The sequence below is a fragment of the Mariniphaga sediminis genome, from assembly GCF_003573545.1.
GTDB classification, from domain to species: Bacteria; Bacteroidota; Bacteroidia; order Bacteroidales; family Prolixibacteraceae; genus Mariniphaga; species Mariniphaga sediminis.
The window spans coordinates 1-18344 of the sequence record NZ_QWET01000022.1 but is presented as its reverse complement, the minus strand read 5'-3'; the positions used below and the strand labels follow the sequence as shown (position 1 = coordinate 18344).

The 18344-nt window shown below is 42.2% G+C and carries 10 protein-coding genes; all 10 read left to right on the top strand.

Annotated features, from left to right (window positions below; all coding sequences use genetic code 11):
• The first annotated feature begins 226 nt into the window (after positions 1 to 226).
• On the top strand, positions 227 to 3289 hold the full coding sequence (locus tag D1164_RS20150; RefSeq protein ID WP_119351712.1) for a SusC/RagA family TonB-linked outer membrane protein: 3063 nt from the start codon (positions 227 to 229) through the stop codon (positions 3287 to 3289).
• 11 nt (positions 3290 to 3300) lie between these two features.
• Positions 3301 to 4785, top strand: coding sequence for a RagB/SusD family nutrient uptake outer membrane protein (locus tag D1164_RS20145; RefSeq protein ID WP_119351711.1), 1485 nt, complete (start codon positions 3301 to 3303; stop codon positions 4783 to 4785).
• A 20-nt stretch (positions 4786 to 4805) separates the two neighbouring features.
• The gene (locus D1164_RS20140; protein ID WP_147372242.1) at positions 4806 to 6875 is read left to right on the top strand and encodes a PKD domain-containing protein; all 2070 of its coding nucleotides are present in this window, start codon (positions 4806 to 4808) and stop codon (positions 6873 to 6875) included.
• A 53-nt stretch (positions 6876 to 6928) separates the two neighbouring features.
• On the top strand, positions 6929 to 8575 hold the full coding sequence (locus D1164_RS20135; RefSeq protein WP_119351709.1) for a family 16 glycosylhydrolase: 1647 nt from the start codon (positions 6929 to 6931) through the stop codon (positions 8573 to 8575).
• Positions 8576 to 8724: 149 nt separating this feature from the next.
• Positions 8725 to 9558 (top strand): glycoside hydrolase family 16 protein, encoded by an 834-nt coding sequence (locus D1164_RS20130; RefSeq protein WP_119351768.1) that lies wholly within the window; start codon positions 8725 to 8727, stop codon positions 9556 to 9558.
• 18 nt (positions 9559 to 9576) lie between these two features.
• Positions 9577 to 13029 carry a hypothetical protein gene (locus tag D1164_RS20125; RefSeq protein ID WP_119351708.1) on the top strand — a complete coding sequence of 1151 codons (3453 nt, stop codon included), beginning with the start codon at positions 9577 to 9579 and terminating at the stop codon, positions 13027 to 13029.
• A gap of 11 nt (positions 13030 to 13040) precedes the next feature.
• Positions 13041 to 13925, top strand: a complete 885-nt coding sequence (locus D1164_RS20120; RefSeq protein ID WP_119351707.1) for a glycoside hydrolase family 17 protein — start codon at positions 13041 to 13043, stop codon at positions 13923 to 13925.
• 90 nt (positions 13926 to 14015) lie between these two features.
• On the top strand, positions 14016 to 15101 hold the full coding sequence (locus tag D1164_RS20115) for a glycosyl hydrolase family 17 protein (protein WP_119351706.1): 1086 nt from the start codon (positions 14016 to 14018) through the stop codon (positions 15099 to 15101).
• 225 nt (positions 15102 to 15326) lie between these two features.
• The gene (locus D1164_RS20110; protein WP_119351705.1) at positions 15327 to 16769 is read left to right on the top strand and encodes an MFS transporter; all 1443 of its coding nucleotides are present in this window, start codon (positions 15327 to 15329) and stop codon (positions 16767 to 16769) included.
• A gap of 111 nt (positions 16770 to 16880) precedes the next feature.
• On the top strand, positions 16881 to 17888 hold the full coding sequence (locus D1164_RS20105) for a glycoside hydrolase family 2 TIM barrel-domain containing protein (RefSeq protein WP_119351704.1): 1008 nt from the start codon (positions 16881 to 16883) through the stop codon (positions 17886 to 17888).
• Positions 17889 to 18344 lie beyond the last annotated feature (456 nt).

Here is an 18344-nt window from a genome sequence, read left to right as displayed (position 1 = left end):
ACACCAATTAATAAAAGTAATAGAACAACCATAATACAAATTATAAATTACTAAAAATAAATGACTTATTATTTTAGTGATGTGTTTTTGTAGTGTATAAAATTTGAGTGTGTAGTGTTTAAGCAGAGTGTGTTTTTTAGGACTTGAAAAAGACAAGTAAGAACTTTGGGGAACAAAAATGCAAGAGCCTCAGTTCTTAATAATAAAATTCAAAATCTAAAATCGTATGAAGAAAACAATCTATCTGATTATTCTTACTCTGTTATCTACAGGAGTATTTGCGCAGGAGATTACACTTAAAGGTGTGGTTACTTCAGCAGATGACGGGATGCCTCTTCCTGGAGTTACTGTAGTTCAGGAAGGAACAACGAATGGTACAATAACCAATATTGATGGTGTTTATCAATTACAGATTCCGGCCAATGCCAACGTTCGGTTTTCATTTATTGGATTAAAAACACAAATTATTCCGGTAAACAGTCAAACCGAAATTAACGTAGTTCTTGAAACCGAAACCACAGGCCTTGATGAGGTTGTTGTTATTGGTTACGGTACACAAAAGAAAGAAGATGTTACCGGAGCTGTTTCAATGGTAAATGCAGAAACCATCGAAAACATTAAACCGGTTAAGGTGGAACAAGCTTTGCAAGGAACCATGGCCGGTGTAAATGTAACTACGCAGTCGGGGGCACCGGGAGCTGGCCTCGACATTCGAATCCGGGGGATTTCAACCAATGGCGATGCCTCTCCGGTTACCATTATTGATGGTTATCAGGGAGACTTGAGCACACTGAATCCAAGCGATATTGAATCTATTACGGTATTAAAAGATGCCCAGGCAGCTATTTACGGAACAGTTGGTGCAAACGGTATTATTTTGATTACTACGAAAAGCGGCAAAAAAAATACGCCAACAAGAGTTACTGTCAACAGTTCGGTAGGTATCCAGAAAACTTCGCGTAAGTTACCTGTATTAAACGCCACCGAATATGCGGTTTTGCTCAATGAAGCATATGCTGCCAATGGCCAGGATCTTCCTTATGCAAACATTTCTGGATTAGGAACCGGAACAAACTGGCAAAATGAACTTTTTGAAACGGCTCCAATTTATAATAACGACATTAGTGTTTCAGGTGGTTCAGAAAAAATGGTGTATGCCTTAAGCGCTTCTGACTTGCACCAGGAGGGTATTATTGGCCGGGACAAATCGGGATATGACAGGAATACCGCCAAAGTAAGCCTGGGTGCCGATTTGGCTGACTGGGTGAGGTTTAAGTCATCGCTCATGTTTACCACTATCGATCGCCAGTCGTTTAACGATTTTGGTTTGGCATCGGTACTCTTTAACGGAATAAATATGCCTTCAACAATTTCTGTTTACGACGAAAATGGAGATTATACGCTGGCTCCTTCAAATTTAGGTATCGAAATTATTAACCCGTTAGCACAAGTTGCCAATACCCATAATGCTTACAATCTAAAAAAATGGAACGGTAATTTCGGATTAGACTTTGATATTACACAGCATATAAAAGCTACTTCACGAATTGGTTTTAATACATCAAACAGTAACTACAAGTCGTTTTCGAAAATTATTGATTACGGAGGTAAAGTATTTGATGTTAGCAGAAGCAGCGTGACGCAGGAAAAAAAATCATTTAACGATTACACTTTCGACACATTTTTAACTTATGATAATACCTTTAACGAATCACATCATTTAACAGTCACGCTTGGTACTACAGTATTTAAAACCTGGGGAGACCATTTGGAAGCAACAGGGTACGATATACCAAATAATTCATGGGAATTTGCGGATATCGGATTAGCCAATGGGATTCCAAATTCCAAGTCTGCAGATTCATGGACCTATGACCAACGTCGGTTGTCATATTTTACACGTTTACAATATGATTATAACGGAAAGTACCTGGTATCGGCTATGTTAAGGCGGGATGCTTCCACAAAATTCGGCCCGGAAAATACCGTTGCATATTTTCCTTCAACAACATTGGGTTGGAATATTTCGAAAGAGAACTTTTTAAAAGATAAGGAAAATATTGATATGCTGAAGCTTCGTTTAAGCTATGGTATTCTGGGATCGGACAAAATTGACGATTACCAGTATTTTTCCCGGTTATCCGGAGAAGGAACCTATGTTTTGGATGGAACTCTTGTAAACGGTACAGCTGTTGGCGCCAGTCCGAACCCGGCTATTAAGTGGGAAGAATCGGAACAGTTTGATGTGGGGGCTGATGTAAAATTATTTAACAACAGGCTCGACATTAATATGGATTATTTCGTTAAAAAAACAAATAACCTACTAATTGGAAATATTCCGGTTTCAGGAATTTTAGGTGTTGGCGCGCCTGGTGCGGCTGGCCCAACAGTAAATGCCGGAACAGTTAAAAACAGCGGTTTCGAGTTTGCCATTGGTACCCGGGGAAGCATAGTGAAAGGTTTTACTTTTGATGTTAACTACAACCTTACCACTCTGAAAAATGAAGTTTTGGAAGTGAATAACGGATCCGGTTTTGTGGTAGGCGGAGGTTTTGGTGTTGGTCAACCATTACCGGCCCGTATGGAAGTTGGTCTGCCAATTGGTTATTTTTATGGTTATAAAACCGATGGGCTGTTCCAAAGCCAGGCCGAGGTTGACGCACACCCATCTCAGACGGCTTTGGGTGCTGAAGCTGCCCCCGGCGATATCCGTTACGTAGATATAAATAATGATGAGGTAATTGACTCTGATGACCGTACAAATATTGGGAATCCGATTCCTGATATAACCATGGGGTTAAATGTGTCATTGAAATTTAAGGGCTTCGATTTTATTGCGTATTCCTATGCATCAATCGGCAATGAAATGGTCAGGAACTACGAGCGTGTGCAGCCAAATGCCAATAAACTTAGTTATACCCTTGCTCGTTGGACTGGCCCCGGAACAAGCAATAAAGTGCCCCGAATTACTACGGCCGCAACTTCAAATAACGTATTTTCAGATTTTTATGTTGAAGATGCCTCGTTCTTAAGGCTGCAAAACCTGCAGTTGGGGTATACTATTCCGGGTCGTTTAACCGAAAAAATTAAAATCTCTTCACTGCGGTTTTATGGAAGTGTTAGCAACTTGTTCACTCTTACCAATTATACTGGTTATGACCCGGCAAGTTCAGTTGGCGGAGGAGAGAGAGAATCTGATGAATTCGGAAGCCCGCTGGGTGCAGGTTTTGACGCTGGTGTTTATCCGGCAGCACGAACGTTTACTTTCGGTTTAAATCTTAACTTCTAAAAAGTAGCAAAATGAACAATAACATAATTTATAAAGTCACATTTACCGTGGTTCTGATAATTTCATCACTCACATTTTCATGTACCGATGACTTTGTCAAGATATCTCCGGAATACTCAATCGATTCTGAGAACTATTTCAATTCGGAAGGCGATTATTACAATGCACTTGTTGCTGCTTACGATTTGCTGCAATCAACTTACGCCAATGCTATTGTAGGTGAATTTGCTTCGAACAACACCTTGTGTGGAGGCGAAAGCGCTACGGATGTTGTAGGATGGCAACAAATTGATGATATGATTCATACACCAACCAATAGCAACCTAAAAGATATTTGGAACTGGATGTTTGCCGGTGTGCAGCGTACCAACTATTTTATGGAATTTAAAGACAAAACGGAATTTGACGGGAAAGACGAAATGGTGGGAGAAATTCTGTTTCTAAGAGCCTATTACCATTTTGAACTGGTAAAATGGTTTGGTCCTATTCCGTTAAAAGTGGATGAACGCTTTAAACTGGGCGATGAAACAACTATTCCCCGTTCTTCAGTCACTGATGTTTATGCTCAAATTGAAAGCGATTTGCTGGCTGCCATTTCGGTGTTGAACGAAATTCCAGAGGAAACAGGCCGTGCCACCAAAGGTGCTGCCCAGGCTTTGCTCGGAAAAGCGTACCTGTTTCAGGATAAATTTAGCGAAGCCGCTTCGGTTTTGGAAGATGTGATAAACGGCGGAAATTACTCGTTGGTTGAAGATTACAACTCTATTTTTGAAAATGAAGGAGAAAATGGATCTGAATCGGTTTTCGAAGTTCAGTACACCGATGTGGAAGGAGCGGATTTTGGATGTTTACAATGTAGCGAAGGGAACGTTGCTGTTGGTTTTAGCGGGGTTCGCGGATACGATGGCCCATTGTTTACTCCTGGTTTCAGCTTTAACGTTCCTACGCAGGATGCCGTTGATCAGTTTGAGCCCGGAGACCTGCGTAAAGATGTAACCATTTTGGATATTGAAGCCTGGGCTGAAGAAACAGGTGCCACGTATACCACAGGGAACGAACACACCGGTTATTTCAACCGTAAATATATTCCACGCAAAAGAAGTGCCGATGCTCAGGGTGACTTAAACCTGACCAATCCCAATAACTACCGGGCAATTCGTTATGCCGATGTGTTATTAATGGCTGCAGAAGCAAATAACCGCGGAGGAATATCTGACACAAAAGCACAGCAGTACTTATCGGAAGTGCGCGCCAGGGCATTTGGCGACGACGACCATGCTGTTACTCTAACCGGTGCTGCGCTAACAGATGCGATCTATCAAGAACGTCGTGTGGAACTAATGGGAGAAGGACACCATTTTTTCGATTTGGTACGCACCGGACGAGCTGCCAATGAAATTGAAGGATTTGTAGCTGGGAAACATGAAGTATTTCCAATTCCATTGGAAGAGATTGAATTCTCGAACGGACTTTGGGAACAAAACCCAAATTATTAAACCTATAAACTTTGAATAAAATGAAGATGTTAAAAAATAGTTTCGCATTTCTGTTTATTCTCCTTTTGGCCATAGCCTGCGTAACAGACGAAGATAAATTTTATTCGCTGGATTACATTACAGCGCCTCAGAATGTAAACGCGGTTTTTGATGTAACCCAGGATAATACCGGTTTGGTAAGTATTTTCCCAAACGCTGAAGGGGCAGCAAGTTACCTGGTAGAGTTTGGCGATGGTGAATCTGAAGAACTTAGTACGCTGGAATCAACCACTCATATATATCCTGAGGGAGTTTATCAGGTAGAGATTACAGCAACAGGAATAACTGGTTTAACTACCAAAATTACCAAGGAGTTAAATGTAACTTTTAAAGCCCCTGAAAATCTTGTGGTTACCATTACCAAAGATGATACAAATCCGAAAATAGTTAAGGTTTCGGCCACAGCAACTTTTGCCACTGTTATCGATATTTATTTTGGCGATGTGGAGAACGAAGAACCTACACATGTTTTACCTGGAGAGGAGGCAACGCATACCTACTCAGAACCCGGTGATTACGAATTAAAAGTAATTGCAAAAAGTGCAGGTGCTGCTACAACAGCTTACACTGAGACGATAACAATTGATGCAGCTTCCGATCCGGTTAACCTGCCGGTAAGTTTCGAATCATACACCGTTAATTATGCCTTTGGCGATTTTGGTGGTGTAGCTTCTGAAGTAATTGATAATCCTGATGCAAATGGCATGAATACCAGCGCAAGAGTAGCACAGTTGGTAAAATCAGAAGGTGCTGAAGTTTGGGGAGGGACACTGCTCACCCTTGAAAACCCGATCGATTTTTCAACGAAGCAAATCTTTAAGGTGAAAACATGGTCGCCAAAAGTGGGTGCTGTGGTTAAACTGAAAGTGGAAAATCTAAACGATGGAGCCATTTCAATGGAAGTTGACGCTGCAACAACTGTTGCCAACGAATGGGAAGAACTTTCATTCAACTTCTCGACTATCGATATAAATAACGAATATCAGAAAGTGGTAATATTCTTCGACTTTGGCAATACCGGAGACGGTTCAACCTACTATTTCGATGATATTAAGTTAACAGCAGCACCATCGGGTGGCAGCCCGCTTGCAGGTATTTGGCAGGTGGCTCCTGAGGCAGGTTCTATTGGAGTTGGTCCAAACTTTGGCGATATTTCATGGTGGGCCATTGATGCTGCCGGAGTTGCCGACAGGTCTTGCTTCTTTGATGATCAATATATATTCTATAATAACGGAACATTCAGCAATGTTTTAGGAGCCGATACCTGGATTGAAGGCTGGCAGGGAGGAAGCGATGCCTGCGGAGCCCCGGTTGCTCCGCATGATGGTTCGGCAATGGCTGCCTTCAGTTATGATGCGGGTGCCGGAACAGTAACCCTGAATGGCAAGGGCGCATTTCTGGGAATTCCAAAAGCCTACAATGGTGGAGAGCTTGCCAATCCGGCTGATGCTCCGGAGGCGATTACCTACCAGATCGAACTGGTTGATGATAATACCATGATTGTAAACATCGATATTGGCGGAGGCTGGTGGCGTTACAAACTGATTAAAACTGCCGATATTGCTGCCTCGCCGTTTGAAGGAAGCTGGAAAATTGCTCCGGAGGCTGCAGCTATTGGCGTTGGTCCGGGACAAGGTGATATGTCCTGGTGGGCTATTGATGCTGCCGGAGTTACTGACAGGGCATGTTTGTTCGACGATGCCTATATATTTGGTGCGGATGGTTCATTTACGAACGACCTGGGTACCGACACTTGGGTTGAAGGCTGGCAGGGGGGCAGCGATGCTTGTGGAGCACCCGTTGCTCCGCATGATGGTTCAAATGCAGCAACATATACCTACGACGCCGGTGCCGGGACACTTACCTTAAATGGCAAAGGGGCTTACCTCGGTATTCCAAAAGCCATTAATGGTGCTGAGTTGGGAGATCCTGCCAATGCGCCTGAGTCGGTAACTTATATCGTTGAACTCTCAGAAGATGAAACGGTAATGACCGTGGATATTCATGTGGGTGGTGAAGCCTGGTGGAGATTTAAGCTTGTTAAAAACTAAAAGATGAAACGGGGTTACATTGAATTTTTAATAAATCAATTAATAATAAGGAGATGAAAAATCTAAAATATATATTAGTTATCCTGCTTGGTTTCCAATTAGTATTTAGCGGGTGTAAAGACAACAATTACGAATTGGGAGAATTGGTTACACCAACAAATGTAGAATTAAGTTACGAAGTAGTTGGTGTTGATGCGGATAATCCTTACGGCGATGGTAGTGGTTTGGTAAATTTTACCGCCTCTGCCAGCAACAATATCACCTTTAACTATATGTTTGACGATGGCAAAGACAATGAAATTTCTGCCGACGGAAAAATTACCCATCGTTTTTCGAAAAATGGAGTGAATACCTATAATGTTACGGTTGTTGCTGTAGGTACCGGAGGCATTCAATCGAGCGCAACGGTTCCGGTTGAAGTTTTCAGTAGTTTCACCGACGATGAGGTGGTGGAATTCTTAACCGGAGGAAGTTCAAAAACCTGGTATTGGGCGGCCGATCAGCCTGCACATGTGGGTTTGGGGCCGAACTTCGAAGATCCGGGAAAAGCGTATGCCGCATGGTATACCGCAGCAGCCTATGAGAAAGAATGTATGTACGGTGCCGAATTTGTTTTTACAAAAACAGCTGATGGTATGACATTCGAACAAACCGAAGGAACTTCATTTATACCCGGAACATATGCCGGAAAAATTGGTGTGGAAGGCGATGTATGTCATGGCACCGATGTAGTTGATCCGTTTGGCGTTAAAAATGTTTCATTTGCTCCTGCTTCGTCTATTGCAACCATTGATGGTGGTTACCGGGGAACAAGCTTCAGCCTGTCCGATGGCGGATACATGAGCTGGTGGGTTGGCAAAAGCGATTACGAAATTATTGAGGTTACCGACAATATTTTAAAAGTTCGTATTGAGGAAGACGGAACCTATGCCTGGTATCATATTTTTACATCGGTAAAACCCGGCGATAATAACCAGAGTGTTGATGTTGAATACACCAACCTGGTATGGGCCGATGAATTTGATACCAATGGTGCACCTAATAACGCCAACTGGACCTACGATATTGGGACAGGAAATAATGGCTGGGGAAATGGCGAATCACAGTATTACACCAACCGCACAGATAATGTATCTGTTATCGATGGGATACTGAAAATTACAGCTAAAAAAGAAGACTACGAGGGAAGCAGTTATACCTCTGCAAGGCTAAAATCGCAGGGCTTATATGATTTTACATATGGTAGAGTGGATGTAAGAGCCAAACTTCCGGAAGGGGGTGGTACCTGGCCAGCCATATGGATGTTGGGATCCAATTTTGAAACTGCCGGCTGGCCTGCATGTGGCGAAATTGATATTATGGAAGCAATTGGCAACAATCCCGGTCATGTTCAGGGGGCAATACATACCCCGTCAAGCTACGGTGCAACTGAAAATATGGGTTCAACAACAGTGGCCGATGCTTCTTCCGGGTTCCATATTTATTCAGTAAACTGGTCACCGAACCAAATATCATTTTTAGTTGACAATGAGATTTTCTATACCTACAAGCCTGATGTTAAAGATGCTGATACCTGGCCATTCGACGCCAATCAGTTCCTTATTCTTAATGTGGCGATGGGTGGAAATTTAGGAGGAACAATTGATGGGGCCTTTACCGAATCTTCGATGGAGATAGACTACGTGCGTGTTTATCAATAATGAGGAAAGCAGTAACTCTACTTTCAGATCGGGGTAAAGATTGTGTTTAATGTAACAAAGACTTTGCAGAAAGGGAGACACTTTTTTCTTCCCTTTTTGCAAAATCTTTAACACTGTTTGTGTCTGTTTTTAATTTTAACCTTAACAAAATGAGACCATTAAACCTTGTTGCCCCTATACTGTTGGGTCTGTTTTTATTTTGTTGTGCTGCCCACCCACCAAAAACAAATAAACCTTTGGCAGCAAACGATAAAGGATACAAGTTGATATGGAGCGATGAGTTTGATTATTCGGGATTGCCCGATTCCGCAAAATGGACCTACGATACCGAAGGAAACAATGCCGGATGGGGAAATAACGAAGCTCAGTTTTACACCAGCAAACGAATAAAGAATGCTCATGTTAAAGATGGAGTACTTCATATAGTGGCACAAAAAGAGGATTTTGGGGGGAAAGAGTATACTTCGGCACGACTAATTACCAAAACCGCATGGCAATACGGACGCTTTGAAACACGGGCAAAACTGCCTGATGGAAGGGGAACCTGGGCAGCCATCTGGATGATGCCTGGCGGCTGGTCTTTTAATGATGGCAACTGGCCCGATGTTGGAGAATTCGACATTATGGAGCATGTTGGGCACGATGCCGGAGTGATTCATGCTTCGGCGCACTCACGCGATTATCAGTGGCAAAAAGGGACACAGCAAACCGATACTATTCACATTGCCGAAGCCACAAACAAATTTCATACATATATCTGGGAATGGACACCGAAAGTAGTGAAGGCTTACGTAGATGATCAACTCTATTTTGAATATAAAAACGAAGGTTTGGGTGAAAACAAATGGCCGTACGAAAAACCATTTTATCTGATTTTGAATGTGGCTGTGGGCGGTACATGGGGAAGCATGCAAGGCATTGACAACGAAGCCTTCCCGCAAGCCATGGAAGTAGATTATGTAAGGGTATATCAGAGAGAATAACAAAGATATTCGCATAAAATGAAGGAAATTTATCTGGGAGAAAGTCGGATTAATTCAGGGGTTCAGCAAGTTTATGGTGGATTTGTTGAAATAGAAAATGAAAAATTTTACAAAATCGGCAATTACAATCGTATGCCCGATTTTTTTATGACCATTGTAAGCGACTCCGACCACTGGATGTTTCTATCAAGCAACGGCTCGCTGACAGCAGGTCGGAAAAATCGCGACAATTCACTCTTTCCGTATTATACCGATGACAAAATTCATGATTATAAAGGCAAAACAGGAAGTAAAACTATTTGTTTGGTTGAAAAAAACAATAAGGCTTTTTTATGGGAACCATTTTCCGGCGAAGCGGAAAAAATATATCGTATTGAGCGAAACCTCTACAAAAGCATATACGGCAACAAGATTATTTTTGAAGAGCAAAATAACGATCTGGAAGTACGGTTTCAATACGGTTGGTACAACAGCGAAAAATTTGGCTGGATAAAAAAAGCGGCCCTTCAGAACATAGGCAGCAGTAATGTTAAAATTGATGTGCTGGATGGCATTCGTAATATTCTTCCATATGGTGTGGATTATGCTTTCCAGAACGAATACAGTAACCTGCTCAATGCTTACAAAAAAAACGAGTTGCTGGCCGATAGCAAAATAGGATTGGTTATGTTAAGTTCTATCCCTTTTGATCGTGCCGAACCAAGCGAGGCCTTAAAAACTACCAGCATTTGGTCGATTCTTCCTGTAGCAGATGCAAAATATTTAATTTCTGACAAACAATTAAATACCTTTAGGAGCGGGCAGGAGATTGAAACGGAGCTGGATGTTCGGGCAGAGCGTGGCGCATATTACGTGAATGTTGCGTTCCGGCTGAAAAAAGAGGAAAAACAGAAATGGTACCTAATGGCGGAAGTTAGTCAGGATGCCGGCGATATTGCTAATCTAAACAGCCTCATAAAAACAGAAAAAAAGATAACTGAGCAAATTGACCAGGACATTACCGCAGGAACAGAAAAGCTGATAAAGATTGTTTCAGGCGCCGATGGCTTGCAGCAGGGGAACGAGGAATTGGGATTTGCACGACATTTTTCGAATACACTTTTTAATGTTATGCGCGGTGGTGTTTTTGCCAATGCATATACATTCGATTCCAAAGATCTTCGGCTATATGTAAAACAAACCAATACCGATGTTGCCAACCAGTTTGAAAAAGAATTGGATAACCTTCCAACAGAAATAGAACAACATAATTTGTTGTCGTGGGCTAAAAAAAACGGAAGCCCGGAACTGGAACGTATTTTCACCGAATATCTGCCACTTACGTTTAGCCGTCGCCATGGCGATCCTAGCCGACCATGGAATCAGTTTTCTATCGAAACAAAAAACGACGATGGTACCGACAAACTGAATTTCCAGGGAAATTGGCGCGATATATTTCAAAACTGGGAAGCACTTTGTTTGTCGTACCCCGAGTACATTGAAGGCATAATTGCAAAATTTGTAAATGCCTCAACTGCCGATGGCTATAATCCTTACCGAATTGCCCGTGGAGGGATGGATTGGGAATGCCCCGATCCGGACGATCCATGGGCTTACATAGGCTACTGGGGCGACCACCAGATTATTTACCTGCAGAAATTCTTGGAGCAGTCGGAAGACTACCATCCGGGAAAACTGGATGAATTATTGACCAAAGAAATTTTTGTTTACGCCAATGTTCCGTACCGCATAAAATCATTCAACGAACTATTGGCAAATCCAAAAGATACCATCTCGTTTGATGCAGAATTGAATAAACATATTGAAAAATTGACTGTCCAAAAAGGTGCGGATGGGAAATTGATTTTTGGGAAAGATGGTATGATTTATAAGGTAAATCTGATGGAGAAAATACTGGTTCCCTTGTTGTCTAAGCTAAGCAATTTCATTCCCGAAGCAGGCATATGGCTGAATACCCAGCGTCCGGAATGGAACGATGCCAATAATGCACTGGTTGGAAACGGAGTATCGATGGTAACATTGTATTACCTGCGCCGTTTCCTGGAATTCTGGCAAGGTAAATTCAGTAAAATGGATGATAAAGCGTTTGCGGTTTCAGAAGCGGTTAATCAGCTATTCAAAAAAATACTTTCTCTCTTCCAGTCAAATACTGCTTTGATTGATTCAGGGTTCTCTGACAAGGATCGCTACCATTTTACAAGCAGCCTGGGAAAGGCAGGTTCTGATTACCGAAGCATCATTTATGCCCCTTCATTCCCGGGGGAAAAAGCAAGTATTTCATTGGAGAGCTTACGTGATTTTATTCAGCTTGCACTAAAATACATCAACCAGTCTATTCAGAAAAATAAACGCGAAGATGGGCTGTACCACGCTTACAACCTGGTGTCTTTCCGGAAAAATAAAATCAGCATTCGTCCCCTGTATGAAATGCTTGAAGGGCAGGTGGCAGTGCTCAGCTCAGGAGCTTTAAATGCGGCAGAAAGCCTTCATGTTATGGATGCTTTAAAAGCCAGCAAATTGTTCCGCGATGACCAATACAGCTATATTTTGTACCCTGACCGGCAATTGCCACGTTTTGTCGAAAAAAACAACATCCCGAAAGAACTGATAGAAGAATCAGTGTTGCTGAAAACACTACTGGAAGAAAATGATTCGACCATTTTAACAAAAGACTGCACAGGCACGTATCATTTTAACGGCACATTCAGAAATGCCGATGTTTTAAAACAGGCATTGGCAGGGTTGGATACAGGTAAATACGGAAGGCTTGTTCAGCAAGATACAGCATTGGTTCTGGATATTTATGAAAGAACCTTCGATCACCAGTCTTTTACCGGACGTTCGGGCACTTTTTATGGCTACGAAGGACTGGGAAGTATCTACTGGCACATGGTTTCAAAACTGTTACTGGCTGTTCAGGAATGCTTTTTTAAAGGAATTGCGGAAGAAGCCACAGAAAATGTTCTTGGCCGGATAAAAGCACACTATTACGAAATTAAGGCAGGTATTGGCTTGTACAAATCGCCTGATCTGTACGGAGCTTTCCCAACGGATGCCTACTCACATACTCCCGGAAATGCCGGGGCCAGGCAACCGGGTTTAACCGGGCAGGTGAAGGAAGATATAATCTCGCGTTTTGGGGAATTGGGTGTTCATGTAAACGAAGGGAAAATAACATTTACAACTTCTCTGCTCAATTTTAATGAAATACTAACTGCACAAAATGTTTTTAAGTTTATTGATTCGGCCGGAAGAAAACAATCCATTGTTTTGAAGCAGAATCAAATGGCTTTTACAGTTTGCCAGGTTCCGGTGATCTATTCGCCTGGTGAGGAAATGACAATCGAACTGTTGTATCGTGATGGAACGCGCAAACAAATCAAAGGCAGTTCCCTCGATGCAGAAACCAGCGCCTTGATTTTTTTACGAAGCGGAGAAATCAAACAAATAAATTTTACAACAATCAATTAATTCTAAGTAATATGTCATTTAGAAGCGAAAAAGTATTATCCCTTGTTGGCGAAGATTTTCAGCAAAAAACGGCCGATGATCTTGCCCGGATGTTCAAGGTTTTACTTGATGGTGGTATTCACGGGCTTTGCTTTAGTGCTTACCTCGAAGGACAGGCTCCGGGGTCTATTCTTTCTGAACAACAAATAAGGGAGCGCATAGCGATAATAAAGCCATTTATCCAATGGGTACGAACCTTCTCCTGTTCCGATGGCAGTGAATTAATTCCGGCCATTGCCAAAGAAAACGGCTTAAAAACAATGGTGGGGGCCTGGTTAAGCGATGATAAAGAAAAGAATGAGGAAGAAATTAACAACCTCATTCAGGTAGTAAAATCGGGGAATGCTGATTTAGTTGCCGTTGGAAACGAAGTATTGTATCGCGAAGAACTAACAGAGGAAGAATTGCTGGGATACATCAGCAGGGTAAAAAAGCTGGCTCCGGAAGCGCAGGTAGGTTATGTGGATGCCTACTACGAATTTGTAAACCGTCCGGCACTGGCCAATGCCTGTGATGTTATTTTCGCCAACTGTTATCCGTTTTGGGAAGGTTGTCATATTGATTATTCGCATGTGTATATGCAAAATATGTATTACCAGGCTTTGGGAGCTGGTAAGGGAAAGCGGGTAATTATAAGTGAAACCGGCTGGCCAAATATTGGAACAGCATTCGAGGCTTCGGTTCCAAATACCGAAAATGCACTGCGCTATTTTATAAATACCCAGAAATGGAGCCGGGAGGAAGGCATTGAGGTGATGTATTTTTCAAGTTTTGACGAAAGCTGGAAAGTTGGCGTTGAAGGTGATGTTGGCGCTTTTTGGGGGCTTTGGGATAAGAATGGGAAATTGAAATATTAGCCCTTGCATTCCCGGGAAAGAGGGCACAAGGGTACCCAAATCCCTCCCCGCAAGGAGGTTCGGAGAACTTCATCATAAAACTTAATCGACATGAACAGTCGGAAAAACTTAAAATTCCCGCTTTGGACAATGGTATTATTGATGCCCGCATTACTTGTGTCGGGTGCCATTAAAAACGATAAAAATAAAGAAACAGCAAACATGAATCGTTCAGGTACAAACTCAATACAGCAGAAAAAAAAGAATTTGATTGAAGGAGTGGTTGAAGCGGTGTGCTACTCGGGGTTCAGGACCGGACAGCACCCCGACCGAGGCGACGGAGCAAAAAATCCATCAGCAAAAGAAGTACTTGAAGACCTGCAAATCATTCAAAACGAAATGGGATTTAAACTTATTCGCTTGTACGATTCAGGGCGAAACTCGGAGATGGTACTGCAGCTTATCCGGGAGTACAGGCTGGATATAAAAGTAATGCTTGGAATTTGGCTAAATGCCGAACTAAGTGCTCATGAAACCTGCGAATGGCTTACTGAACCTATTCCGCAGAAAGCATTGGATGCTAATAAAATTGCCAACCTGGCAGAATTGCAACGGGGTATAAATCTGGCAAATAAATATCCTGAAACTGTTTGTGCCGTGAGTGTAGGAAACGAATCTCTGATTGAATGGAATGATCACAGAATGCACGTGGATACGGTTATCGCATATTGCCGGCGGGTTAAGGATGCTGTTGAGCAACCGGTTACCGTAGCCGATAATTATGAATGGTGGGCAGCTCATGGTCAAAAGCTTTCAAAAGTGCTTGATTTTGTATCAGTTCATATTTATCCGGTTTGGGAAGGCTTTGATATTGACCAGGGACTTTCCTATTCTATCGATAATATTCAAAAAGTGCGTAATGCATTGCCGGATGCAAAAATTGTAATCAGCGAGGCCGGATGGGCTTCGGTTGCATCGGAGTTTGGCCAACGTGCCAGCGAAAAGAACCAGCAGCGCTACTACAACGAGTTTATGCAGTGGGCAAAAGGTATGAACATTACTACTTTCTTTTTTGAAGCCTTTGATGAAGACTGGAAAGGAGACCCAAAAGATCCATGGGGAGCCGAGAAACACTGGGGCCTTTATACCGTGGACAGGAAGCCTAAATTGGTGATGAAGGAGGGGGGAAAGAGTTAAACAATTGTCACTACCACCTCCTGGCTTAAGGTCGGGTTAATCCTCCTCAAAAAGAAAGGGAAACGTTCTTTTTTCAATGCACCTTCCGGGAATAAAAAGGTAAAGAGAAAAACACAAAATTTCCTTTCTGCCGGAAGTAAGAATGAATAATATAAAAAAAATGCTGTTAATGAATACTTTATCTATCACAAACAAGAATAAATAATAATCAATAAAACATTGCTTATGACACTTTATAGAACGGCAAAAGAAGATATTGTTCCTTTTGGACAAAAAATAGCATTTGGCTCCGGACATTTGGCAAACCAGTTATTTCCGGCTGCGCTCGGGGTGTTTATGGTGGTGCTGGTGATGTCGCTGAATATGAATCCGGTTCTTGCAGGTATTTTAGGGGCGTTGCCACGTTTACTCGATGCACTTACCGACCCAATAATGGGTTTCATCTCTGATAATACCAGGTCAAAGTGGGGGCGCAGAAAACCCTACATCCTGCTGGGGAGTGTTATTACCGGGGTGGCGTTTATGGTAATGTGGCAGCTCAATCCGGAAAATTCACAGACCTATAACTTTTTTTATTTTCTTATCATTTCCATTTTCTTTTACATTGGGTATACCGTTTTTGCTACCCCCCTGATTGGCCTGGGGTACGAAATGACCCCCGACTACAACGAGCGGACACGGTTGATGGCAGTTTCGCAGTGGATGGGCCAGGTGGCCTGGATGATTGCTCCTTGGTTTTGGGTAATTATCTACGACCCTGATATTTTTGCATCAGCACCTGAAGGTGCCCGGCAACTGGCAGTTTGGGTAGGTGCAATTTGTATGGTGTTAGGTATTATGCCTGCTCTCTTTAATAAAGAAATGATTGTTCCCGACAAAGATAAAATGGCAAGTTTGTCTTGGAAAGAATTGGCAAACAATACAAGGGAATTTCTGAAAGGGATAAAACTGACAGTTAAAAACAGTCAGTTCATGCGGCTTTGTGGTGCTACCTTTTTTATTTTCAACGGTTTCCAAACTATCGCACAGTTTGCCATGTTTATTATTGTGTATTACCTGTTTAATGGCGATAAAGTGGCCTCGGGCACCTGGCCTGCCTGGTTTGGGACAATTAGCGCTATGGCCACGGCATTCCTGGTTATTCCGGTTGTTACCAAAATTTCAGAAAAGATAGGTAAAAAGAATGCCTTTGTTATTGCCACCTTAATTTCAATAATCGGCTATATTCTAAAATGGTGGGGGTTTAATCCCGAAAATCCGTGGCTAATGTTTATACCTGTTCCGTTTCTATCTTTTGGAATTGGAGGGTTGTTTACCCTTATGATGTCGATGACTGCCGATGTGTGTGACCTGGACGAGTTGAACAACGGAGAACGCCGCGAAGGAATGTTTGGAGCTGTTTACTGGTGGATGGTAAAATTAGGTACAGCCTTGGCGCTCTTAACCAGTGGCATTGTGTTGCAGGCAGTGGGTTTCGACCAAACCATCGATCAGCAAACGGCAGAATCTATTGTTAAACTTCGTATTGCTGATATTGTAATTCCGATAGTTACAGCACTTATTGCCATTGCTATTATCTGGAAATACAATATTACTGAAGAACGGGCACACGATATCCGTGAGGCATTGATTTTACGACGCGGAAAGACAAAACATCAGGGAGAATAAAAGTATGTTGCCTGCATAATTTTACGAATGAACGCATATGGGTAAAATCACCTTTGAAATCATTTGCAGATATCAAAGTAATCGGCAAAAAATTATTCAAAACATTAAAGAATGAAAATAAAGCAGCTGGTCATAATCTGGATCGTGTGTCTCGGGACTTCTTCTTGCGTTGTTGAAAAGAAGAATACAATACAAATAAAAGGAAGAAAAATTGAATTAAACGGTTCGCCTTATCTGATAAAAGGAGTTTGTTATCATCCTGTTCCGAAAGGAAGCGGTAAGCGAAGTTTTGAGAACCTGTCCGAAGATTTATCCCTGATGAATGAAGCCGGGGTAAACACGATCAGACTTTATGCTCCTGTTGATGATGGAGCTGTTTTAGACAAAATAGATAAAGCTGGTGTTAAAGTAATTATCGGTTTTGGGTATAACCAGGATGGCTATTTCGATATTCGTTCCGGAAGTTTTATCAGCTATATTAACAAATACAAAACGCACCCGGCCATTTTATTTTGGGAGTTGGGCAACGAGTACAACTATCATCCGGAATGGTTTGACGGAGATATTAGAAACTGGTACGTTGCATTAAATAATGCAGCAGCATTGATAAAAGAAAACGACAATTCGCATCCGGTAGCAACCGCACACGGCGAACTGCCTGATTCATTGGCACGCACACTTTGTCCTGAAATTGACATTTGGGGGATGAATGTTTATCGTTGGGATAATCCGGAGTCGATTTTCAGCCAATGGGAAGCTTTGGGTGAAAAACCCATGTACCTCTCTGAAGCCGGTGCCGACAGCTACATGACCATTGCTAAAATGGGTTATATGCAAGGCCCAAACGAAAGAGCCCAGGCCGATGCAACGAAAAATATTTTGGATGCAACCTTCAGTAATAAGGAAATATGTAGTGGAGTTACGTTGTTTGCCTTTGTTGATGAGTTTTGGAAGGCCGGAAATATTAACACACAAGACCCGGGAGGCTGGGCGCCTAATAGCAGCGGTGTTCCGTATGATGGCGCCCCGAACGAAGAGTATTGGGGCATTGTTACTATAGAGCGCCAAAAAAAGCTGGCTTTTGAGGTGGTGAAGGAGAAATATTTGATTGCGGAATAAGTAAGTGGAAGGTTTGGGCCTTGTTGTCTGTCCTTGATTTTTACCAATACCTTTTCGATACCATCATGCTAATTACGCGATTTTGGAATATGGCAAGCAATCCGGTAATAGGTGTAATTGCGGATCGCACTACAAAACGCTGAGGAAAATTTTGTCCCTACATTTTACTGGCGGCCGTTTTTAAGGCAAGCAATCTGCCTTATTCATCATTAGGTACAGTAATGATTGCCGATTCTTATGAACCGGGGCAGACTTATATTCTTACTACTTTATTTTTGCTTTTATTGGGCAGTTTATTATTTCAGGCGAACCCCCTTTTCGGCTCACCCGAAAAATCCGGTGGAGTAATCCGTTTTCAGATACATTTTCCATCAATATTTTTATGCCTTATCAGGCCGATTTTACTCTTTGCCTTGACGCAAATAGTAAACAGAAAAGTCAAGGCTGCGTTCGCTT